Here is a 22397-nt window from a genome sequence, read left to right on the forward strand (position 1 = left end):
GATACGAACGTGCCGGAACACACCTCGTCCACGACCCCTCAGCGGTCGAAGCGTCCCTTGAACCACCGGGTCGGCGGTCCCCTGCCGATCCTCGGAGCGGCCGTCCTGTGGGGCACCACCGGGACCGCGGCCTCCTTCGCCCCCGAGAACGCCCACGCCGCCGCCATCGGATCGGCCGGACTCGTCCTCGGCGGACTCCTGCTGTTCCTGACCGGCCGCGGCTCCACCGCCCTGCTCCGCCACTCGGACCGGCGCACCCGGGGAGCCCTGCTCCTGGGCTCGATCGCGGTCGCCGGCTACCCGCTGTCCTTCTACCCCGCCGTCGCCCACGCGGGGGTGGCGGTCGGCACCGTGATCACCCTGGGCTGCGCCCCGGTCTTCGCGGGCCTGGCCGCCTGGGTCCTGGAACGGGTCCGCCCCGACCTGCGTTGGACCCTCGCGACGATCGCCGCCGTGCTCGGCTGCGCGGTCCTGGTCCTGGGCCCCGACCTCGTCGGCACCCCCGCACCGGTCCACCCCCTGGGCGTGCTCTTGGCCCTGGTCGCCGGGTTCTCCTACGCCCTCTACACGATCATCGCCCAGCGTCTGATCCGCCGCGGCCACCCCTCCGGGGCGGTGATGGGCACGATGTTCGCCGGCGGCGGCCTCCTCGTCCTCCCCGTGGTCGCGGCCACCGGTGCCGCCTGGCTGGCCACCCTCGACGGCGCCCTCGTCGCCCTCTACCTGGCCCTGTTCACCGTCTTCCTCGCCTACCGGCTGTTCGGCCACGGACTGCGCCGTACCTCCGCCACCACCGCGACCACGCTCAGCCTCGCCGAGCCCGCCGTCGCCGCGGTCCTGGGCGTGGCGCTGGTCGGTGAACGACTGCCCCCGATCTCCTGGTCCGGACTGGTCGTCCTCGCCCTGGGCCTGGCGATCCTGAAGGCCCCCTCCCGATCGAAGCGCCCCTCGCCCTGACGGCCCGAGGGGCCTCGGGACCCTTCCGCTCGGAAGGTCCCGAGGCCCCTCCCCTACGCCCCGCCGACGGGCTCGGTGCGGAGGCGGGCGGGGTCGAAGGCGACCAGGCCGGCGATGGCGGCGACGCCGGGGTAGGGCTCCTCGTAGGCCCACACCGCGTCGGTGAGGACGGTGCCGCCCTCCGGGACCAGGTCGTAGTAGGAGGCGGTGCCCTTGAAGGGGCAGTAGGTGGTGGTCTCGCTCCGGCGTAGCAGGGCCGGGTCCACGTCGGTGAGCGGAACGTAGTGGACGGGCGGATATCCGGCCTCGCGCAGGGTCGACGCCGAGGTGGTCTCGGCGATCCGCCGGCCGTCCACCTCCACCCGCACCGGGCGCCCGGTGGGTTCGACGGTGATCGGGTGGTCCTCGTTCGAGAACCCGCCGTGCTCGGCCATGATCCACGCTCCCTCGTCGGTCTCCCAGGTCGTGGCCCCACTGTAGGACCTGCGGGGTTATCGAAACGCTTATGGTCCCGCCTCTGGAACCCACGACACGAAGGTCAGTACGCTTCCGGGGCAGTTCCCCCGAATCGAAGGACCCCTCCCTTGCGCGGTACCGCGGCGGCCTTGGCCGCCCTCTCACTCATGGCCACATCGGCCGTCCTCCTGCCTTTCGAACGGACCGCCGAGGCCACGACCCTCGACGGCGCCGAGGTCGTCCCGGTCCAGGTCACCGGCGACCCCTCCGAACGGTTCAACCTCGTCCTGCTGGGCGACGGCTACACCACGGAGGAGATGCCGGACTTCCACGAGCAGGTGGAACGGCACCTCAACGTCCAGTGGAGCATCGAACCCTTCCGCTCCTACCGCCACTACTTCAACGTCTACGTGGTGGAGACGCCCTCCGCCGAGTCCGGCGTCGACTGCGACCCCGTCCATGGGTGGGAGCGGCGCGACACCGCGTTGGGGATGGGCTTCTTCAACGGCTGCGACGAGTCCGCCCTGGAGCGGCTGCTCACCGTGGACGCCGCGTCCGCGAACGCCGCCGCCGACCTGGTCCCCGGGGTGACCGAGGACAACCGGCAGATCCTGGCCCTGGCCAACAGCGAGACCTACGGCGGGGCCGGTGGACGCCTGGCGACCGCCTCCTCCGACAACGCCCTGTCCGCGCTGATCAGCCCGCACGAGCTGGCGCACTCGCTGGGACGGCTCCAGGACGAGTACCCCTACTACTTCCGCGACACCAGCCTGGGCCGCTACGACGGTGGCGAACCCGACTCGGCGCACCACACGCTGATGACCTCCGAGGAGATGCTCGCCCAGGAGGCCAAGTGGTGGCGCTGGCTGGGCGAGGAGAGCGAGTCCGGCGGCACGATCGCCGCGGCCGACCCCGACGGCCACGAGGGCGGCCTCTACCACTCCGTGGGGATCTGGCGCCCCAGCGACCACTCCATGCTCAAGACCCTCGGGTACTACTTCGACCAGGTCGGCCGCGAGGTGATGACCCACCGGATCTCGGGCCTGCGCGACCAGGCGACCCTGCCGGTGGCCTCCACCCCCGAGGGCGAGGTGGGCCCGGAGAACGTCGTCTGGGCCGAGGGACCGCACCCCGTCCGCCACGAGCTGGCGTACACGTGGTCGGTCGGCGGAGAGGAACTCCCCGACGCCGAGGGCGCCCGTGCCCTGGACCTGTCGGCCCTGGACGTGTCCGCCGGCGACGAGGTGAGCGTGACGGTCACCGACCCCACCGACTTCGTCCGCGATCCGCTCATCCGTGCGTCCGATGCCATGACGCGGACGCTCACCTGGACCGTCGGCGCACCGCTGGAGCCGGTCGAGACCGAGGTGGGCTTCGAGAGGTTCCGGGACACCGAGCGCGCCGTAGGCGGCGACGAGGTCGTCTACGTCGAGACCGCCCACCCCACCGACCGGATCCTGGACGTGGCCTGGGAGCTGGACGGTTCCCCCGTGTCCACCTCGACCGACGACCGCACCCTCGACCTGGGAGCGTTCGACCTTGCCTCGGGCGGCCACACGCTGACGGCGACGGTCACCGACCCCACCGGGAAGGACGAGGCGTCGGAGAGCCTCACCTGGGCCGTGGACGCCACCGCCCCGACCGCCCCGCGCGAACTGTCCGAGGCCGCGGCCACCGCGGTGGACGGGGAGCACCACCTGTTCCTCAACGGGTTCTCCATGAAGCTGTCGCCCGAGGACGACCGGGACGGACACGTCGTCGGAGAGTTCCGGGTCGACGGGGACGGCTGGCACCACTACTACGGCTGGCCCGAGGACTCCGAGGCCCCGTTCCGGTTCACCCCGGACGGGACCGAGGTCGACGACCTGGTCTACGGCAGCCTCGGCACCGGTGGCCTGTCCATGGCCGTGTTCGAGGTCGACGGCCACGAGCCCGGCTGGGGCACCCACACCGTGGAGCACCGGGCGATCGACGCCGCCGGCAACATCGGCGCCCCCGAGTCCTTCCGGGCCACGGTCGTTCCCGGCGACGACCTGGAGTGCGCCGAGATCGTCACCGGGACGATCACCGGTGGGCTGAGGGTGGACGAGGGCGTCGTCTGCCTCGACGGGGCCGACGTGCGGGGCGGGATCACCGTCGCCGAGGGCGCCTCGCTCCTGGTGGACGGCGGTTCGGTGCGCGGCGGGATCGACGCCGCCGGGGCGCACACCGTCCGGCTCTTCGGTGCCGAGGTGCGCGGCTCGGTGTCGATCGCCGACACCACGTCGGAGGTGACGATCCTGGGCTCCACCCTGGCGGGTTCGGTGTCCCTGACCGGCAACACCCAGGTGCCCGCCTCGACCTGGACCGGCCCCGAGGAGGGGTACGGCCCCGTCCTGGCCGGCAACCGGCTGAACGGCGCGCTCGCCTGCTCGAACAACAGCGGCTCGGCCACCGACTTCGGCGCGACCAACGACGTCAAGGGTTCCGTCTCCGGACAGTGCTCCGGCCTTTGACCTCCCCGTCCGCGCGCTCCCCAGCGCACGGACCACGAACGCCCGGGACCGATCGGTCCCGGGCGTTCGTGTCTCTTCGTCTCTAGTCCTGCTCGCCCTCGTCGAGGCGCTCGCGGTGACGGCGGGCGAGCTTGACCGGCTCCAGCACCGCCAGGCACTCCACGTGGTGGGTCATCGGGAAGGCGTCGAAGGCGCGCAACCCGACCAACCGGTATCCGGAGCGGTCGAACGCGGCGATGTCACGGGCGAGCGTGGCCGGGTCGCAGGAGACGTAGGCGATGCGGCGCGGCTTCATCCCCGCGACCTTGCGCACCACCTCGGCGCCGGCGCCCGCGCGCGGCGGGTCCAGGGCCACCACGTCGGCGCGCACGTCGGCCCACTCGCGCATCTGCTTGGCCACGTCGGCGCGCTCGATGCGCACCTGCTCCAGGTCCTTGAGGTTGTAGGTGGCGTCCCGGACCGCGGTCTCGCCGTTCTCCACACCCATGACCCGGCCTTCGGCGCCGACCGCCTCGGCGAGGGCACCGGTGAACAGGCCGGCGCCGCAGTACAGGTCCAGGGCGGTCTCGCCGGCCTCCGGCTCCAGAGCGTCCAGGACGGCGGCGGAGAGGGTCTCGGCCGCGGCCGGGTGGACCTGCCAGAAGCCGCCCGCGCCGACCCGGTACTCGCGTCCGGCCACGTCCTCGCGCACGCCCTTGCGGCCGCGCACCGACTGCACACGGCCGCCCTTGAAGCGGCGCAGCACCGCGCTGGAGGCCTTGAGGTCGGGCAGCGCGCCGAGCTTGGCGGTGGTGGGGGTGACCACGATGGCGCGGTCGGCGCGGGTGGCGGAGGCCACCGCCTCCACGTCCGAGATGTTCTCCCAGTGGACCTCGGTCACGCCCAGCTCGTCGACCCCGGGGTGGGCGATCAGGCACCGGTCGATGGGCTCGATGTCGTGGGAGCGGTGACGGCGCAGTCCGGCCCGGCCCTCGGAGTCGACGGAGAAGCGGACCCGGGTGCGCCAGCCCAGACCGTCGGGGGTCCCGGGAAGCTCCTCGACGTCCACGTCGAGGTCCAGGCCCGCGATCCGGCTCAGCTGGTCGGCGACGACCTTGCCCTTGAGTCGGCGCTGAGCCTCCAGGGAGGCGTGCTGCCAGTCGCAGCCACCGCACATGCCGGGGCCCGTGAAGGCGCAGGGGGCCTCGACCCGGTCCGGAGAGGCGGTGAGGACCTCGACGGCCTCGCCCCTGAGGAAACGGCTGGTCCGCTCGGTGATCCGTACACGGACGCGCTCGCCGGGCAGCGCGTGTCGAACGAAGACGACCTGGGAGTCGTGACGTCCCACGCACCATCCTCCGTGGGCGACGTCCTCGACGCTCATCTCGATCTCGGTGCCGACTGTGATCATGGTGGATGTCCTTCGGTGGTGGGTGGGCGGGTCCTTCGGGTGACCCTGCGCGCACAGCCACCGACCGCCCCCAATCTACCGGCCTTCACGTGCCGCCCGTACTGCTCGCGGACGTGCCACCGGGGCGGACGCGCGTGTCACATCGATCTGTGCCAAGGTGGAGACGCGGGCCACGGGACACGATCCGTGCGCCCCGAGGTGGACGGGGAGTGCTGACGACGTGCACATCGTGATCATGGGGTGCGGCCGGGTGGGTTCCACCCTGGCGCACACGCTCGTGGACCTGGGGCACAGCGTGGCGGTGATCGACCAGGATCCCGACGCGTTCCGCCGGCTGCGCGGTTCGGTGGCCAAACACGCCGTTCGCGGTGTGGGCCACGATCGCGAGGTCCTGCTCGCGGCCGGGGTGGACCGGGCGTCCGCCTTCGCCGCGGTCAGCAACGGCGACAACTCCAACATCATCTCGGCGCGGGTGGCGCGCGAGGCGTTCGGTGTCCAGAACGTGGTGGCCCGTATCTACGACCCCCGCCGGGCCGAGGTCTACCAACGGCTGGGCATCCCGACCGTGGCGACGGTGAGCTGGACCTCCGACGCGATCCTGCGTCGGATGATCCCGGGCGACGGGCGTCTGGACACGGCCCCCGAGTGGCAGGACGCCTCGGGCAGTCTGAGCATGCGCGCCTTCCCGCTGACCGAGGCGTGGTCCGGTGTGACCGTCGCCGAGCTGGAGGAGCGGGTCCCGTTGCGGCCCGTCTACCTGGTCCGTGGGGGACGGATCGTGCTGGCCGCCCCGGGGGAACCGCTCGCCGAGGGCGACGTTCTGCACGCGGTGGCGCACGGTCGGGACATGGCCGATCTGGCCGAGCGGCTGGAGGGGCCGCGCGAGGACGAGACGGGGCGTGGGTGAGATGCGGATCGCCATCGCGGGCGCGGGAAGCGTGGGTCGTTCGATCGCCACGGAGTTGGCGGGCAACGGCCACGACGTGCTGCTGATCGATCGGGACACCAAGGCGATCGGGGTCGACGACCTGCCTCAGGTGGAGTGGCTGCTGGCGGACGCCTGCGAGCTGGCCACCCTGGAGGACGCCCGGCTGGGCGACTTCGACGTGGTGATCGCCGCCGGCAGCGACGACAAGGTGAACCTCGTGGTCTCGCTGCTGGCCAAGAAGGAGTTCGGGGTGGAACGGGTGATCGCCCGTATCAACGACCCGGACAACGAGTGGCTGTTCGACGACTCCTGGGGCGTGGACCTGGCGGTCTCGCCGCCCCGTCTGATCGCCGACCTCGTGGAGGGGATCCCCGAGGAGGAGTACGCCGAGGAGGGCATGCCTCCCCCGCTGCCCGGAGCGGAGATCGCCGAGTCCGTGCTGCACGCGGGGAGCCCGTTCGTGGACAGGCGGGAGGGCGAGTTGATCGCCGCGCTGCCCGAGGGTGTGGCGCTGGTGGCGATCCTGGGTTCGGGAGGGGTGTGCCCGCCCGACCCGGAGCGGACGTTGACGGCGGGCGACACCATGGTGTTCCTGGCCGAGACGGACGTGTTGGGCACTTTGGAGGAGGTCCTGGGACCGGTCGACGAGTCGGACCCGGCCTCCCTGGACTGAGTCTCCCCTAGTCGGTCTCGGGATCGCGGGCGACGGTCCCCGTCTCTTCGCGCTTCTCCTCCGCCAGCGGGGTACGGCCCCTGGCCAGCACCCACACCATGCCCGCGAAGGCGGCGACCTGGAGCGGCCAGCCCATGGCCACCTTGGACAGGCCCAGCAGGGCGAAGGCGTCGAACCAACCGTTGCTGTCGGCGAGCCAGAGCGGGTACTGCACCAGGACCCGGATCACACAGGGCAGGACCAGCAGCCAGGTGAGCCGGGAGGCCAGCTTGACCACGGCCGGGTTGGCCCGCCAGGAGGTGAAGTCCTCCTTGTTGCCGATGAACGGGCCGATCATCAGGCCGATGGCGGGCCAGCGCACCAGGACCGACAGGCTCAACACCACCGCGTAGACGGCGTTGTAGATGATGCCGGGCAGGAAGGCGTCGGAGGCGTTGCCGCTGCGCATGGCGAAGAGCGCGGCGATGCCGATGCCGAACAGGCTGGTGACGACGTACTGCACCGAGGAGCGTTGGAGGAGCCGGACCACGCCCAGCAGCAGGGCCGCGCCCACACCGAGCATGATCGACAGCTTCAGCTCGGAGAGGACGATGTAGGAGATCGTGAAGGCCAGGGTGGGGATGGCCGCCTCGACCATGCCGCGCTTACCGCCCAGTGCCTCGGCGAGTTTGGCCCTGACCAGCGCTTCGACCGTGCCCTCGGTGACGACGGTGGACCGTTCCCGATCATCGACCCGGTCCGTCTCGCCCGAGGCCCTCTGCTGCTCAGTCACATCCCGCTCCCGCTCCGGTCTCGCTGTATGGGGTCCGACGGCCGCCGGTCATGATGCACCACCCTATGCCAACCGTCACAGGCCGATCCCCCCTTCCGGCCTCCGAGAACCGGGTACCGGACGTACTCGTCCGCTTTCGCCCCGCCTTGTCGCGTGCGGCTTCTCACGTCCTCGCCACCGTCGTCGGCGACGCCCGATCCCTGGCGTCGACCGGTCCCCTTCCGTACCCTGGCGGCCCACCCGCTTCGACGAGGAGGACCGCTTGAGCGCCACCGGAGGAGACCGACCGCCCAACGAGGACCACGCCCGTTTCGCCTCGGCCCTGGAACGCCTGTTGTCGGCGAAGGACCGTTCCCACGTCTGGTCGCCGTACTCGGTCGGCTCGGTCCTGGCCCTTCTGGCCGAGGGGGCCGCCGGACGGACCCGTGAGGAGCTGGCGGCCCTGCTCGCCCCGGTCGGAGGCGACCCCTCCGCCCACCTGGCGGCCCTGGACGCGGCCGTCGAGTCGGCCGACGGCCTGGACCTGGCCGTGCTCAACGGTCTGTACGTGCCCGACGACCTGCGACCGTACCCCGGGTTCGAGAAGGCCGTCCGGGCCCGGGCGGGCGCGGAGGTGGAACGGGTCGACTTCCGCGGCGCCTCGGAGGAGGTCCGCCGGTCGATCAACGGGCGGGTCTCGGAGGTCACCCGAGGGATCATCGACGAGCTCCTCGCACCGGGCACCGTCCACCCCGACGTTCGGATGATGCTGGTCAACGCCCTGTGGGTGAAGATGGTCTGGCGTGACCCCTTCGAGGTGGGGCTGACCGGGCAGCGTCGATTCCACACCCCACGAGGGGCGCGCAAGGTCTCCACCATGCACCGTTCCGGTCGTATGCCCTACGCCGAGCGGGACGGATGGCGGATGGTGAGCCTGGCGGGCGAGTACGACCTCGCCCTGGACGTGTTCCTCGGCGAGGGCGATACCCCGCCGGACCACCGCACGTCGCGCGCGTTGTACGAGGCCCTGCGCCCGGAGCGGGTCGACCTGGCCCTGCCCAGGTTCGCGGTCGAGAGCGACCTGTCCCTGCTCGAACCGTTGGCCGACGACTCGATCGGGGTGCGGACCCTGGCCACCGACGAGGCCGATTTCTCCGGGATCGCCGACGCGCGACTCAAGGTGGACGCCATCGTCCACCAGTCGGTCCTTCGCGTGGACGAGCGGGGCGCCGAGGGTGCGGCCGCCACCGCGGCCGTGATGTTGACGGCGGCGCTGCCGACCAAGGCGAAGCGGTTCGTGGTGGATCGGCCGTTCGGTTTCGCCCTGCGCCGGGGCGAGGCCGTCCTGTTCACCGGAAGGGTGGTCGATCCGGTCGATCCCGGCCCCGCATCCTGAACCGCCCCTCCCCCGTCGGTCCTCTCCGCCCCGGCTCAGGGGGCGAGGAAGTCCGCCGTCGTCGAGGCCAGGGTCGTTCTGGCCTCCTCGTCGGTGATCTCCGGCCGACCGTCCCCCGGCTGGTCGCCGTAGGCGCCGAACTGGGCGTGGTTCATGCCCTCCACGGTCGTCGTGACGGCCGAGTCCGGCAGGGCGGGCCGGTGCCCCTCGACCTCGTCGGGGGACAGGAGCCCGTCCCGTCCGCCGGCGACGGAGATCACCCTCAGGTCGTCGCGGTCGGACAGCTCCGCGGACTCCGTCGCGTAGGAGGCCCACAGCACCAGTCCGGCCCAGTCGACGTCGGTGTCGTCGGCCAGATGGCGGGCGGCGAAGGCCCCTCCCATCGAGTGCCCGCCCAGATACCAGGTCTCCACGTCGGGGGCCAGACCCACCACGCTCTCGGCCCGGGCCCGGTCGAGCAGGGCCAGGTTGAGTCTCAGATCGGGCACGATCACCGTCACCCCGGTGGCCTCCACCACCGGGGCCCAGGAGGCCACGTAGGCGTCGGCCTCCACCCGGGCGCCCGGGTAGAAGACCACCCCGACCCCCGAGGGGTCGCCCGCGGGGGCGATCGTCACCGCCTCCTCGCCCCGGGTCACGTCGACGTTCGGCAGGGCCGTGGCCCGTTCGAGGGGCCCGGGTTCGGCCCGGTGCGGATCGAGCGCCCAGGCCAGGAAGAGGAAGACCCCCGTCGCCACCAGGACGAACAGCACCGCAGCCGCCCATACGAGGGGCCGGGGCCCACGTGACCGCGCCCCTCCACCTTCGCTCATCGTCCCCTCATATCCCTTCCGTGTATCCGTCAGACCTCGAAGACCTCGAACGAGGTGGCCAGCGGGACCCCGGCCCGTTCACCGGCCAGAACCGCCGCCTCGCGCAGGAAGGTCCGCTGATCGAACCCCTCCAACGCCGCCAGGTACACCTCGTGCGCGTCCAGGGAGGCGATGCCCGCGGCCAGGTCGTCCTCGCTCAACTCGACGAAGTGGGTGGGGCCCGGCGCCGCCCCGAAGGCCACCAGACGCACACCCGACCAGGGCTCGGTGCCGTCCACGAGCTGTTCGGGGAAGACCCACCGGTTGGCCGCGTCGCGGACCGCGTCCAGTAGGGCCGGTCCCAGGACCCGGTGGTCGGCGTGGTTGAAGCCGCCCCCGCCGTCGAAGTGCTCACGGAAGTTGATCGAGACGATCGCCTCGGGCCGGTACCGTCTGATCGCCTCCGCCAGGGCTCTGCGCAGCGGCAGCCCGTACTCCAGCATGCCGTCGGGAAAGTCCAGGAACTCCACCTCCGTCGCCCCGACGGCCGCGGCCGAGGCCCGCTGTTCGGCCATGCGCACCGGCGCGCAGGAGCGGGGATCCATCGTGTCGATCCCGGCCTCGCCCTTGGTCACCAGGAGTTCGACCACCTGCTTGCCCTGCGAGGTCCACCGGTGGATCGCCGAGGAGGCACCGAACTCCAGGTCGTCGGGGTGGGCCACCACCGCCAGGAGACGGTCCCAGTCCTCCGGGAGCCGTCCGGGGGCGCCGTTCTCTCTCATCTGTGCCATGCAGGACACATTACGGAACGGAGCGCCCCCGGGCACGTTGTCCACAGGGACGTTCTCCTCGGTCAGACGGGTGTGGCCCCACCGGTGTCCGGGCCGGAACCGTTGGGCGAACTCCCCGCGTTGCCACGCTGGGCCGCCTGCTGTGCGGCCCGCTGCTTGGCCGCGGCCGCCATCTGTTCCTGGACCTGCTTGGGCACGGTGATGGGCAGCAGCTCGTTGGGGGGCACCGGCTGGTCGCCGCGCACCACCACGATGCCGGCGAAGATCCGCTCCACCTCCGACATCATCTCGGGCTTGGTGGCGCCCTCGCCCCGGATGACGCCGCGCAGCACCCAACGAGGGCCGTCCACGCCGATGAAGCGCACCCGCTGTCCGAGCTGTCGACCGTCCTCGGTCTTCTTCCCCTTGATGGGGATGACCGCCTGGAGTTCGGGGCCGAAGGTGCCGTCGTGGTCCTCGACGCGTCCGCCCTGACCGGTGACCTGAGTGCGCAGTTCCTCGCGCATCTCGCCCCACAGGCCGGAGGACTTGGGCGCGGCGAAGGGCTGGACCTGGAGGGCGGTCTTGCCGCGCACCAGGGTCACGCCGATGATCTTCTGCTTGCCCTGGCCGTCCTGGGCGACGTTCACCTGGATCTCGGTGCCCTGTTCCATCGGCAGCAGCATGCTGCCCAGGTCCATCCGCTTGATGTCGGGAGCGTCCTCGGTCGAGTCCCAGGGACCGGTGGGACGGTACCGGTCCTCGTCCTTGACGGGCTGACCCGAAGGACGCTCCGGTTCCACCTCGTTGTCGAACGAGACGGCCCCGGCGGCGCCGTGGCGCTCCTTGGAACCGGACTGCTCCCGCCCGGCTCTCTCGGTCTCTTCGTCCCGCTTCTTACGGCGGCGTCCAAACACGCCTTCACCTCTCCGCTTCTTCATGGGTCCCGGGATCACACCGGGGTGTCGGGGGACGGTCACCGCAGCGCGGCGTGGCCCCCGGTCGAACCGAAACCGCCCGATCCCCGCGCCGAGTCCGGCAAGGTGTCGGCCTCGACGAACTCGGCCCGCTCCACACGCTGGATCACCAGCTGGGCGATCCGGTCACCGCGCGACAGCTCCACGGGGGTGCGGGGGTCGGTGTTGAGCAGGGTCACCCTGATCTCGCCCCGGTATCCGGCGTCGACGGTGCCGGGGGCGTTGACGATCGTCAGACCGCTGCGCGCGGCCAGACCCGAACGGGGGTGCACGAAGGCCGCGTACCCCTCGGGCAGGGCGATCGCCAGTCCGGTGGGGACGGTCTCCCGCTCCCCCGGTTCGAGGACGACGTCGACGGCGGTGTACAGGTCCGCTCCCGCGTCGCCCGGGTGGGCGTAGGCGGGCAGCGGGAGACCGGGGTCCAGGCGACGGACCGTGATCGACACGCGGGTGCCTTCCAGGGATGAGGTACTCACATTCGCCGAGCCTATCGCTCCCGGAACGCTGCCCGGGTGTCCAGCGTGCCGTAACGACTCCTCGCGGAGGTCATGTGGGCGACGGACCGGTGAACGATCCCGTACCGACGAGGGCGGGGCGGCTCCGGACCGATGTGGTCCGGAACCGCCCCGCCCGACGTGGTGCGTTCGTGTCACCCGTTACCCGGCGGCCCCGTCCTCCTCGGCGGGGGGCAGGGTCACCTCGACGGAGAGCTCGCCCTCGTCGGTGGCCCGGAAGTCGATCCCGGCCGCGCGACCGGCCGCGGCGATGTCACCGGCCGCGGCGCGGGCCGACTCGGCCCGCTTACCGGAGACCACGACGTGCTCGACCTCGGCGCGCATGGACAGCTTGGCCTCGGACTTGGCCTTGCGCACGGCGCGCAGGACCTCGGCGGTGGCGGCCAGGACGGCCGGGTCGCCGTCGGCCGCGACCGCGCGGTACTCGGCCGCGGACGGCCAGGGGCCGGCGTGCACCGAGCCGTCCTGCCACCAGCTCCAGACCTCTTCGGTGACGAAGGGCAGGAAGGGGGCGAACAGCTTGTGCAGCGCGCCCAGGGCGATGAGCAGGGCGGCGCGGGCCGAGGCGCCCTCGGCGGACTCGGTGTCGTAGGCGCGGGCCTTGACCAGCTCCAGGTAGTCGTCGCAGAAGTCCCAGAAGAAGCGCTCGGTGCGCTCCAGGGCCCGGGTGTGGTCGTAGGCGACGAACGCGGCCGTGGCCTCCTCGACCACGTCGGCCAGGGCGGCCAGCATGGCCCGGTCCAGGGGCTCGGTCACCCGGGAGGCGTCGGTGTCGGCGTTCTCACCGGCCACGGACATGACGAACTTGCTGGCGTTGAGGATCTTGATGGACAGCCGGCGGCCGACCTTCATCTGTCCCTCGTCCATGGCGGTGTCGGTGCCCAGACGGCCGCTGGCCGCCCAGTACCGGACCGCGTCGGAGCTGTACTTCTCCAGCAGGGCGACCGGGGTGACGACGTTGCCCTTGGACTTGGACATCTTCTTGCGGTCCGGGTCCAGGATCCATCCGGAGATGCCGGTGGTGCTCCAGGGCAGGGTGCCGTTCTCGAAGTGGGCGCGGACCACGGTGGAGAACAGCCAGGTGCGGATGATGTCCTGACCCTGGGGGCGGAAGTCCATCGGGAAGACCCGCTCGAACAGGTCCTGGTCGCGTTCCCAGCCGGAGGCGATCTGCGGCGACAGCGAGGAGGTCGCCCAGGTGTCCATGACGTCGGGGTCGCCCATGAAGCCGTTCGCGCGACCGCGCTGGTCCTCGGTGTAGCCCTCCGGGACCTGGGAGCTGGGGTCGATGGGCAACTGGGCCTCGGAGGGCAGCAGCGGCTCGTCGTAGCGCGGGTTGCCGTCGGCGTCCAGCGGATACCAGACCGGGAAGGGGACGCCGAAGAAGCGCTGGCGGCTGATCAGCCAGTCGCCGTTGAGGCCCTCGACCCAGTTCTCGTAGCGCTGACGCATGTGCTCGGGGTACCAGGTGAGCTCACGGCCGCGCTGGAGGAGCTGAGCCCGGATGTCCTCGTCCCGGCCGCCGTTGCGGATGTACCACTGGCGGGTGGTGACGATCTCGAGGGGCTTGTCGCCCTTCTCGTAGAACTTCACCGGGTGGGTGATGGGCTTGGGGTCGCCGACCAGGTCGCCGCTCTCTCGCAGCAGCCCGACGGTGCGCTCGCGCGCGGTGTGGACCGTGGCGCCGACCAGCGTGGCGTAGGCCTCGCGGCCGGCCTCGGAGTCGATGCCCTTGGGCGGGTCGGCGATGATCCGACCGTCCCAGCCGATGATGGGGCGGGTCTCCAACTGGAGCTCGCGCCACCAGGTGACGTCGGTGGTGTCGCCGAAGGTGCAGATCATGGCGATGCCGGACCCCTTCTCGGGGTCGGCGAGCCGGTGCGCCTTGACGGGGACCTCGACGCCGAAGACCGGAGTGGTCACGGTGGTGCCGAACAGGTCCTGGTAGCGCTCGTCGTCGGGGTGGGCGACCAGGGCGACACAGGCGGCGAGCAGCTCGGGGCGGGTGGTCTCGATGTGGACCGGGGTGCCGTCGGGCTTGTGGAAGGCGATCTCGTGGTAGGCGCTGGGACGCTCGCGGTCCTCCAGCTCGGCCTGGGCGACGGCGGTGCGGAAGGTGACGTCCCACAGGGTGGGGGCCTCGGCCATGTAGGCCTCGCCGCGGGCCAGGTTGCGCAGGAAGGCGCGCTGGGCGGCCGCCCGGGAGTTGTCGTCGATGGTGGCGTAGGTGTGCCGCCAGTCGACGCTCAGGCCGAGCCTGCGCCAGATGCCCTCGAAGACCTTCTCGTCCTCGACGGTGAGCTCGTCGCACAGCTCGATGAAGTTGCGACGGGAGATGGGGATCTGTCGCTTGGCGTCGGGCTTCTCCGGCGGGCGGAAGTCCGGGTCGTAGGGGATCGACGGGTCGCAGCGCACGCCGTAGTAGTTCTGGACGCGGCGTTCGGTGGGCAGACCGTTGTCGTCCCACCCCATCGGGTAGAAGACGGCCTTGCCGTTCATGCGCTGGAAGCGCGCGACGGTGTCGGTGTGCGTGTAGGAGAACACGTGCCCGATGTGCAGCGAGCCGGAGACGGTGGGCGGCGGGGTGTCGATCGAGTAGACGTCCTCGCGGCCACGGGTGCGGTCGAAGTGGTAGACGCCGGACTCATCCCATACGTCCACCCACTTCGCCTCGATACCGTCCAGCGAAGGCTTGTCGGGCATGCGGAAGGAATGAGAGCGGTTGGCCATGAGGGCAATGTTAGTGCTCTCGGAGCCATGGTCGCTCCCGCTTTCCGGCACCGTGACCGGGGTCGGGAGGTGGTCGCCGCCTTCGGCGGGGACACCCCGTCGCGCGGGCGCTGCGCGGGACCGGCCCGGCGTGACAGTATTCCTCACGCAGACGGTGCGTATCGGCACGCACCATCGTACGCACAAGGGAACGGTGAACGATTCACATGGCTAAGAAGGACGGTGAGGTCGGACCGGTCGTCCTCGGACTCGTCGCGGGCTTCGCGGCGGAGTTCGTCACGCGCAAGGCGCTGACCTTCGCCTGGACCCGCGCGACCGGTGAAGAGCCCCCGACGGACCTGGAATCGCCCGAGGTGAGCCTGGGGCGCGCCCTGAGCTGGGCCGTGGTCGCCGGTGTCGGGGTCGAGGTGGCCCGCGTGCTGGCCGTGCGCGCCGCCCGCAAGCAGTTGACCGGGGGCGGTTCCCAGGAGAGCGGCTCGTGAGCCTGAACGCTCCCTCGTGACCCTCCCGGCGCGAACGGGTGGCGGTGGACGGCTCACCCCACCGGGGTCCTCCCGGTGTGGGGTCGGCCGTCCACCGCCCGCGGGTCCCTACGCCACCACCGTGCGAGCCCCCGTGAACGGTGGTGACGTCCTCATCGTGCGGCCGAGGGCGGATCCTCGAACGGCGGGCCCTCGGAAGTTCGGACTCGGCGTGCCCGGTAGGGGGACACGCCGGGTCTCGCCGCCCACCGGTCGATGATGTTCGAGGCCGCACCGGCCCCCGTCCCTGACCCCGTGACCGTCCTGGGACCGTCGGGGGTCGGGGATCCCGTATCCGCCCGTATCAGGCGCATTCCTTGCAGACGAGCTGTCCGGCGCGCTGCTCCGCGAGCTGACTGCGGTGGTGCACCAGGAAGCAGCGCGAACAGGTGAACTCGTCGGCCTGGCGGGGAAGCACACGGACCGCGAGCTCCTCGCCGGACAGGTCGGCACCGGGCAGTTCCATGCCCTCGGCCACCTCGTCGGGGTCGACGTCGATGGTGCCGGTGCCCTTGTCCACACGCCGCGCCTGCAGTTCCTGGAGGCTGTCCTCGTTGATGTCCTCGTCAGTCTTGCGCGGGCTGTCGTAGTCGGTGGCCATCTCTGCTAACTCCATCCCCCTCGTTTAGTGCCTCGTCGCGCGGGTGTAACGCTTGAGAGACCTTCGTTGTGCCCGATTCGGCCGATGAGTTATCCCGATGTTCGCGAACGGTGCCCCCTCCCGGGTCACTGTTCGCTGGTCGGTAGCACTTTCCTGGGAATGTGACCGAAGGCGGCCAAGGTTCCGTGGCCCCTCACGCGTCGTTCCTTCGTGTACTACCCAACGTCGGGCGTCTCCTAGACCTGAAAAACGCGTTCGCGCCCATATGCCGGATCGGTGTGAACACTCCCCCGGATATAAGCGAAAACCAAGACATGCCCACGTCAGGAGGGATTCCCTCCGTGTCCACGCCCGGGGAAGCATACCCACCCCGAGTCGAGCCCCGTGACAGGGGTGGGCGTGTCTTCGGACACGTATAAATACCACGAAGCGGAGTCGGACGCAGCTTGGAGACCCTTCGGGGTGCGAACGGGTCGTGGAAAGGGCGTCGGCGGACGTGGGGGCGGGGGAAGGACGGAGGTCAGCGACGCTCGTTCCCCTCGCCGCCCGGTCCGGGCGCGGGCGGCAGACAGACGGTGATGACCAGACCGCCGCCGGCACGGGGCCAGGCGGTGACCACGCCCTCGTGCGCGCGGACCACCGAGCGCACGATCGACAGGCCCAGACCGGCGCTGCGCCCGGAGCCCACACGGTCCGCGGAACCCCGCCGGAACGGCTCGAAGAGCCCTTCGATCTCGTAGGCGGGGATCACCTTGCCCGAATTCTCCACCTGGACCGCCGGCATGCCCTCGTACATACCGCTGCGCACGGTGATCTCACCGTCGTCGACGTTGTACTTGAGGGCGTTCTCCACCAGATTGGCGACCAGGCGTTCCAGCAGGACCGGGTCTCCGACGACCGTCGCCGGGCGCAGGTCGCGCCGGATCGACAGACCGGAGCGGTCGAGGTCGCCGGAGAGCTGGCTGAGCACGGTCTCGGTGACCTCGCCCAGGTCGACGCGGGCCTTGACCTCCAGCTCGCGGTCGCTCTTGGCGAGGAAGAGCAGCCCCTCGATGAGGCGTTCGTGGCGGGCGTTGGTCTCCAGGAGGGTCTGGCCGACCGTCTTGAGGTCGGCCGACACGTCGGGCGCGCTCAGGGCCACCTCGAGCAGGGTGCGGTTGATCGCCAGGGGCGTGCGCAGCTCGTGGGAGGCGTTGGCGACGAAACGACGTTGTCCGTCGAAGGCGCGGTCCAGGCGTTCCAGCATGCCGTCGAAGGTGTCGGCGAGTTCGCGGATCTCGTCGTCGGGCCCGGACAGGGCGATGCGCTCGTGCAGGGAGCGTTCGGAGAGGCGACGGGCGATGCGGGTGATCTTCTGCAGGGGGGACAGGGCCCGCCCGGCGACCGCGTAGCCCAGGGCCACCGCCAGCAGCCCCACCAGGAACAGCGCCAGGAGCGAGAAGCGGGTGACGTGGGTGAGGACCTGCTCGATGTGGTGGCTGTGCTCGATCAGCTCGGCCAGGCTCTCCTCGGCGAGGAGAGCGTTGAGCAGGACCGCGACGACCAGGTAGTTGACCAGGACCAGCAGGGAGCCCGCCGCGAAGAAGAGCATCCCGTAGATGAGCGTGAGGCGGGCGCGCAGGCTGAGGTTGTCGGTGAAGCGGTGGACCGTGGCGTGGGCGGCGGAGCGCTCGGTCGTCTGACCACCGGGGGCCACGGAGTTCAGGCTCCGCCAGGTCCCCGTGTCACCGGGGCGGGTGGCCTCCACCTGCCCCGGTTCCGGACGCTCGCCCGGTCTCACAGCCGATACCCCGCGCCGGGGATCGTCTGGATGACCTGGGGGCCGCCGAGTTTCTTGCGCAGGGTCATGACGGTGACCCGTACGACGTTGGTGAACGGGTCGGCGTTCTCGTCCCAGGCCTTCTCCAGAAGGCCCTCGGCGCTGACCACGGTGCCCTGGGCGCGCATGAGCACCTGGAGGACCGCGAACTCCTTGGGCGTCAGCGAGATCTCGTTCCCGTCCCGGTACACCTGGTGGTTGGCCGGGTCCAGAGTGATGCCGTGACGTTCCAGGACCGGTGGCAGGGGCGGCGCGGAACGACGCCCGAGGGCGTGCACACGGGCGACCAGTTCGGGGAAGGCGAAGGGTTTGGCGAGGTAGTCGTCGGCGCCCAGGGTGAGCCCCTCGACCTTGTCCTGGACACCGTCGGAGGCGGTGAGCATCAGGATGCGGCCGTTGTAGCTCTCCTCGACCAGGGAGCGGGCGACGTCGTCGCCGTGGGTACCGGGCAGGTCGCGGTCGAGTACGACGACGTCGTACTCGTTGACCGCCGTGTACTCCAGGGCGGTGTCACCGTCGTAGACCACGTCCACCGCCATGGACTCCCGCCGCAGTCCGACCGCGACCGTGTCGGCCAGGACCCGTTCGTCTTCGACCACGAGTACGCGCAACGTTGTCCTTCTGGGGGGTTCGGCACATAGAACAAAAAAAGGGGGCCGCTGCCGGCGCATCCCCCAACACACCGGCAGCGGCGTTCTTGGTCCCGGCCGCGTCATCCGTTCTCCCACGGTCGGGGTAAGGACACGGTAAACCCGAAGGCCTTCATTCGCGTCCTCGCCCCCGTACGAGACGGGCGCTGGGCCGGGAGTCTCACGACCCCTGTTGTGTGCGGGGTGGCCGACGCCGACGAATCCCCCAACCGTCGGCGACGACTCAACCCCGCACATCTCAAATCTGACACATCAAGAATAAGAAACAAGTAAGCACAGGAGCCTCAGGGAAAATGTGTCGTGGGACACTCTTGCCCCACGCTTCACCTCTCTTCGCGGAGCGCCGCGTTCACCCGTGGCCTCGGCCCGCGCGAGGGGTCCGTGCTCCACTCCGGTCACGAAGGGATCACACGGGGGACCCGAGGTTTGACGCGCGTCACAGTGCGGTAGAGGTAGAAGGCACGCGTGGACACCGGATTCCGACTCCGGACCGCGACGAGCGTTCGTGTCACAAAGTCGTGACGTCTTCTTTCCGTGCCACGCGCAGGCGTGCGCACAACGATGTGCACCGAGGCATCGACATGCCCCGGTGCCGACCCCTGAAAGAGGTGCAATGGGCGAGTTCATGGCGGAGATCAAGGTCCGTATCAACGAGACCTACCGGTCGCTCCAGACGGCGAAGGCCGCCGGGGACGACTTCCTTGCCGAGACGCACGCGTCGGAGCTCGAGGATCTGTACCGCATCGCCGACCGCAACGGTATCGACGCCCGCTCCTAGGAAGCTAGGACGGCTCCGGCGTCGTCGTCTCCCCTCCTCGGGGCCGGCCACGACGGCGACGCGCACAGGGGCGGGCCCTCTCCGGACCCCGCCCACCCTTCCCCCGGTTCGACCCCGGGCACGGCGCACGTGCCCGGGGTTCGTCGTGTCGGGAGGCCTACGGGTCAGCCGTCGGTGTCGGCCCCCAGAGGCGTCACCAGACCGTCCAGCTCCTCGTAGAGGCCGGGACGGGCCACGATGACCAGATCGTTCGAGGGCGGGCCGCCACGCGCCCCGCCCACCCGCAGACCGGCCTCGGAGGCGACCAGGCCCGGGGCGGCCCAGTCCCACAGGTGGAGTCCCCGCTCGTAGTAGGCGTTGTAACGACCCGTGGCCAGACCGGTGATGTCGACGGCGGCCGATCCGCCCCGCCGAATGTCGCGGATGTGCTCGATCACCCCGGTCAACACCTTGGCCTGCTGGAGTCGACGCTCGGGGAAGTACCCGAACCCGGTGGCGACCAGGGCCCGGTCCAGCGGCACCGTGTCGGGCGCGCGCAGGGTCCGCCCCTCCAGGCGCGCTCCCCCGCCCAGGACCGCCTCGAACATCCGGTGATGGGATGGCAGACAGACCGCGGAGGCCACGACCACGCCATCGATCTCCGCGGCGATCGCCACCCCCCAGTCGGGACTTCCGTACAGGTAGTTGACGGTGCCGTCGATGGGGTCGACCACCCAACGCACCCCGCTGGTGCCCTCGACCCCGCCGTCCTCCTCGCCCAGGACCGCGTCGTCGGGACGGGCCGCGAGCAGGCGATCGCGGATGAGTCGTTCGGTGGCCCGATCCATCTCCGTGACGACGTCGGTGGGGCTGGACTTGGTGTCCAGGACGGTGATGCCCTCCTGCCCCTTGGCCGCGAACGCCCCGGCCTCGGCCGCCACCTCGACCGCCAGATCTCGCAGTTTCTCCCGGTCGTGGGTGGACTGGATGGTGGTCACTGCTGTCCTCTCCGCTCGTGGACGCCCGGACGGTCGTGCCCGGGCGGCTCTTCCCGCACCCTATGACCCGGGCCCCGCCCGGCCACGGGCGGACCTCGGACATGGGACGGGCCCCGACACACCCGGTATCGGGGCCCGTGGCCACGTGGTCGATCAGAGGAGTTCGGGCTTGACCCACTCCTTGCCGTGGACGTGGTGGTCCAGGAAGGCGAAGATCGTCTCGTACCAGATCTTCGCGTTGCCCGGGGTCAGGATCCAGTGGTTCTCGTCCGGGAAGTAGAGGAACTTGGCGTCGACCTCGTGCAGGAGGAGGTCGCGCCACAACCGCAGCCCCTCGCCGATCGGCACCCGGTAGTCCTTGTCCCCGTGGATGACGAGCATGGGCGTCCGGATCCGGTCGGCGCTCAGGTGCGGGGAGTTGAGACGGTAGCGCTCGGGCTGCGCCAGCGGGGTGCCGAACTCCCGCTCCCAGACCGGCGGGTAGTCGGTGGTGCCGCTGAACCCGTCCAGCTGCCACAGGGAGGCGTGGGAGACGATCGCCTTGAACCGGTCGGTGTGCCCGGCGATCCAGTTGGCCATGTAGCCGCCGAAGGAGCCGCCCATCATGGCGGTGCGCTCGGCGTCGATGTCGGGGCGCGCCACGGCCGCGTCGGTGATGGCCATGACGTCGGCGTGCGTGCGCGGACCCCACTTGCCCCAGGCGCGACGCAGCATGTCCTGGCCGTAGCCGGTGGACAGGGCCGGGTCGGGGAGCAGGACGGCGTAGCCGCGCGCGGCCAGCAGCCACGGGTTCCAGCGCCAGGTCCACCCGTTGAAGCTCATGTACGGGCCGCCGTGGACCCAGAGCATGAGCGGGGCCGGCGACTCCTCTGAGGCCTCCTCGGGCAGCACCAGCCAGGAACGGATCCGGGTGCCGTCGTCGGCGGTGGTCTCGATCTCGGTGAGGGTGCCCGGCATGCTCAGCTCGGAGCCGGGAGTGCGCAGCGGGGTGGGCTCGCCGTCCACGGCGTCGGCGTCCAGGCGCACCGGGGCGGGCGGGGCGTCCCAGGCGTCGCGCAGGGCGTAGACGTACCGGCCGTCGGGCGAGGGCGCCAGCCCGCTGTAGGCGCCGTGGTCGCCGGTGACCCGGGTGAGTTCACCGGTGGCGACGTCGACGCGGAAGACGGGGCGGCGACCGTTCTGGTCGGCGACGAGGAAGACCGTCGAGGAGTCGGCCGACCAGGCGTAGTCGCGCGGCCAGAGCTCGTGGTCGGCCAGCAGGTCGCGGCCGGCCCCGGTGGCCAGGTCGGTGAGCCACAGGGTGTGGTCGCGGGGTTCACCGTCGTAGGAGCCCTCGGAGCCCGCGTGGAGCAGTACCCGGGTGCCGTCCGGGGAGACCAGGGGGCCGCCGAACTCCAACTCCTCGTCGGGACCGCCCGCGATGGTGCGCCGTTCACCGGTGGCGGTGTCGATGGCGACGACCTCGTCGCGGGTACTGCCGCCGCCGGCGGGGACCGACCAGGAGGTGATCAGGGTGGAGCCGTCCGGGGTGAGGGCGGGAGAGGCGCCCAGAAGGGACAGACCGGCGTCGGGCGTCAGGTCGCGGGGGTCGCCGAGACGGGAGTCCTCGTCTCGGGGCGGTTCGGCCACGAACAGGCGGGGGTGGTCCGGGCCCACGTCGCTGTCCCAGGAGCGCACGGGCAGGGCCTCGTGCAGGATCGCGGTGACCCCGGCCTCCTTGCGGGCCTTGCGGGCCTCGGCGTCCTCCTCCTGGTCCTCCGAACGGGGCAGGACCCGGCCGGTGAAGGCCACCAGGCCGGACTCGCGGGCGACGGTGAAGGCGCCGACGCCACCATGGGTGGAGGCGATCTGGCGGGCCTCGCCGCCGTCGACGGGCAGCAGCCACAGAGCGGTGCCGGACTCGTCGGAGGACTCCGCCTCGGGGTCGGGCCGGCCGCTGACGAAGAGCAGCGAGCCGTCGGGCAGGAAGCCCGCTCCGGCCTCGCCCTTGGTGGAGCGGGTCAGCCTGCGGGGAGCGGTGCCGCCCTCGGTCTCGGGACGGGCGTCGATCTCCCACAGGGCGTTGCGGAAGGATCTGCCGTCGGGGGCCAGGTCGCTGACCGGGGCGACGAGGCGGGTGCCGTCCGGGGACAGGCTCAGCCCGTTGACACGCCGCAGTTGGACGTACTCCGACAGCTCATACCAAGAACGAACCAAGACAGACACTCCTGAACCGACGACTT

Annotated in this window: 20 protein-coding genes; 7 read left to right on the forward strand and 13 right to left on the reverse strand. The window is 71.1% G+C overall.

Features of this window, described 5'->3' with window-relative positions; all coding sequences use genetic code 11:
- Nucleotides 1–9: 9 nt before the first annotated feature.
- Complete coding sequence (locus tag U9J66_RS18490) at nt 10–957, forward strand: DMT family transporter (RefSeq protein WP_042283329.1); 948 nt, start codon at nt 10–12, stop codon at nt 955–957.
- 53 nt (nt 958–1010) lie between these two features.
- Here the strand turns inward: U9J66_RS18490 and U9J66_RS18495 are convergent, their stop codons facing one another.
- Entirely contained in the window at nt 1011–1391 is a 381-nt protein-coding gene (locus tag U9J66_RS18495) for a DUF427 domain-containing protein (protein WP_326338258.1), read from the reverse strand.
- Nucleotides 1392–1541: 150 nt separating this feature from the next.
- Here U9J66_RS18495 and U9J66_RS18500 point away from each other — a divergent pair, with 150 nt between their 5' ends.
- Nucleotides 1542–3908, forward strand: coding sequence for a M64 family metallopeptidase (locus tag U9J66_RS18500; protein WP_326338259.1), 2367 nt, complete (start codon nt 1542–1544; stop codon nt 3906–3908).
- Between the two features lie 82 nt (nt 3909–3990).
- Here U9J66_RS18500 and U9J66_RS18505 read toward each other — a convergent pair whose 3' ends face one another.
- A complete protein-coding gene (locus U9J66_RS18505; protein ID WP_326338260.1) occupies nt 3991–5298 on the reverse strand; it encodes a class I SAM-dependent RNA methyltransferase in 1308 nt (435 codons plus the stop codon).
- Nucleotides 5299–5518: 220 nt separating this feature from the next.
- Between U9J66_RS18505 and U9J66_RS18510 the strand changes: the two genes are divergently transcribed.
- Nucleotides 5519–6205, forward strand: a complete 687-nt coding sequence (locus U9J66_RS18510; protein WP_161110082.1) for a potassium channel family protein — start codon at nt 5519–5521, stop codon at nt 6203–6205.
- A gap of 1 nt (nt 6206) precedes the next feature.
- Complete coding sequence (locus U9J66_RS18515) at nt 6207–6899, forward strand: potassium channel family protein (RefSeq protein ID WP_202422047.1); 693 nt, start codon at nt 6207–6209, stop codon at nt 6897–6899.
- Between the two features lie 7 nt (nt 6900–6906).
- On the opposite strand, the gene U9J66_RS18520 is transcribed toward U9J66_RS18515, so the two are convergent.
- The gene (locus tag U9J66_RS18520) at nt 6907–7671 is read right to left on the reverse strand and encodes a DUF3159 domain-containing protein (protein WP_017535344.1); all 765 of its coding nucleotides are present in this window, start codon (nt 7669–7671) and stop codon (nt 6907–6909) included.
- A 262-nt stretch (nt 7672–7933) separates the two neighbouring features.
- On the opposite strand from U9J66_RS18520, the gene U9J66_RS18525 reads away from it, so the two are divergent.
- On the forward strand, nt 7934–9046 hold the full coding sequence (locus U9J66_RS18525) for a serpin family protein (protein ID WP_161110084.1): 1113 nt from the start codon (nt 7934–7936) through the stop codon (nt 9044–9046).
- 35 nt (nt 9047–9081) lie between these two features.
- Here U9J66_RS18525 and U9J66_RS18530 read toward each other — a convergent pair whose 3' ends face one another.
- From U9J66_RS18530 to valS, 5 genes are all read right to left on the reverse strand, one after another.
- Nucleotides 9082–9858, reverse strand: a complete 777-nt coding sequence (locus U9J66_RS18530) for an alpha/beta hydrolase (RefSeq protein ID WP_442789861.1) — start codon at nt 9856–9858, stop codon at nt 9082–9084.
- Between the two features lie 29 nt (nt 9859–9887).
- Nucleotides 9888–10628: a PIG-L deacetylase family protein gene (locus U9J66_RS18535; protein ID WP_326338261.1), complete on the reverse strand. Its 741-nt coding sequence runs from the start codon at nt 10626–10628 to the stop codon at nt 9888–9890.
- A 62-nt stretch (nt 10629–10690) separates the two neighbouring features.
- A complete protein-coding gene (locus U9J66_RS18540) occupies nt 10691–11524 on the reverse strand; it encodes a DUF3710 domain-containing protein (protein WP_014910394.1) in 834 nt (277 codons plus the stop codon).
- Nucleotides 11525–11583: 59 nt separating this feature from the next.
- Nucleotides 11584–12060 (reverse strand): dUTP diphosphatase, encoded by a 477-nt coding sequence (dut, locus tag U9J66_RS18545; protein WP_026125138.1) that lies wholly within the window; start codon nt 12058–12060, stop codon nt 11584–11586.
- 180 nt (nt 12061–12240) lie between these two features.
- On the reverse strand, nt 12241–14829 hold the full coding sequence (gene valS / locus U9J66_RS18550; RefSeq protein ID WP_326338262.1) for a valine--tRNA ligase: 2589 nt from the start codon (nt 14827–14829) through the stop codon (nt 12241–12243).
- Between the two features lie 206 nt (nt 14830–15035).
- On the opposite strand from valS, the gene U9J66_RS18555 reads away from it, so the two are divergent.
- The gene (locus U9J66_RS18555) at nt 15036–15311 is read left to right on the forward strand and encodes a DUF4235 domain-containing protein (protein WP_014912301.1); all 276 of its coding nucleotides are present in this window, start codon (nt 15036–15038) and stop codon (nt 15309–15311) included.
- A 343-nt stretch (nt 15312–15654) separates the two neighbouring features.
- Here the strand turns inward: U9J66_RS18555 and U9J66_RS18560 are convergent, their stop codons facing one another.
- The 3 genes from U9J66_RS18560 to U9J66_RS18570 form a co-directional block, all read right to left on the reverse strand.
- Nucleotides 15655–15951 (reverse strand): DUF4193 domain-containing protein, encoded by a 297-nt coding sequence (locus U9J66_RS18560; RefSeq protein WP_013153901.1) that lies wholly within the window; start codon nt 15949–15951, stop codon nt 15655–15657.
- A gap of 520 nt (nt 15952–16471) precedes the next feature.
- Nucleotides 16472–17731 (reverse strand): sensor histidine kinase, encoded by a 1260-nt coding sequence (locus U9J66_RS18565; protein WP_026125139.1) that lies wholly within the window; start codon nt 17729–17731, stop codon nt 16472–16474.
- Complete coding sequence (locus U9J66_RS18570) at nt 17728–18381, reverse strand: response regulator transcription factor (protein ID WP_014909606.1); 654 nt, start codon at nt 18379–18381, stop codon at nt 17728–17730. The genes U9J66_RS18565 and U9J66_RS18570 overlap by 4 nt, the downstream gene beginning before the upstream one ends.
- A gap of 652 nt (nt 18382–19033) precedes the next feature.
- Between U9J66_RS18570 and U9J66_RS18575 the strand changes: the two genes are divergently transcribed.
- A complete protein-coding gene (locus U9J66_RS18575; RefSeq protein ID WP_014912018.1) occupies nt 19034–19198 on the forward strand; it encodes a hypothetical protein in 165 nt (54 codons plus the stop codon).
- Between the two features lie 164 nt (nt 19199–19362).
- Here the strand turns inward: U9J66_RS18575 and U9J66_RS18580 are convergent, their stop codons facing one another.
- Together U9J66_RS18580 and U9J66_RS18585 are read right to left on the reverse strand one after the other, a co-directional pair.
- Nucleotides 19363–20175: an inositol monophosphatase family protein gene (locus U9J66_RS18580; RefSeq protein WP_014909421.1), complete on the reverse strand. Its 813-nt coding sequence runs from the start codon at nt 20173–20175 to the stop codon at nt 19363–19365.
- Nucleotides 20176–20328: 153 nt separating this feature from the next.
- Nucleotides 20329–22371, reverse strand: a complete 2043-nt coding sequence (locus U9J66_RS18585; RefSeq protein ID WP_017535349.1) for a S9 family peptidase — start codon at nt 22369–22371, stop codon at nt 20329–20331.
- Nucleotides 22372–22397 lie beyond the last annotated feature (26 nt).

The sequence above is a fragment of the Nocardiopsis sp. LDBS1602 genome (assembly GCF_035818715.1).
GTDB lineage: Bacteria > Actinomycetota > Actinomycetes > Streptosporangiales > Streptosporangiaceae > Nocardiopsis > Nocardiopsis alba.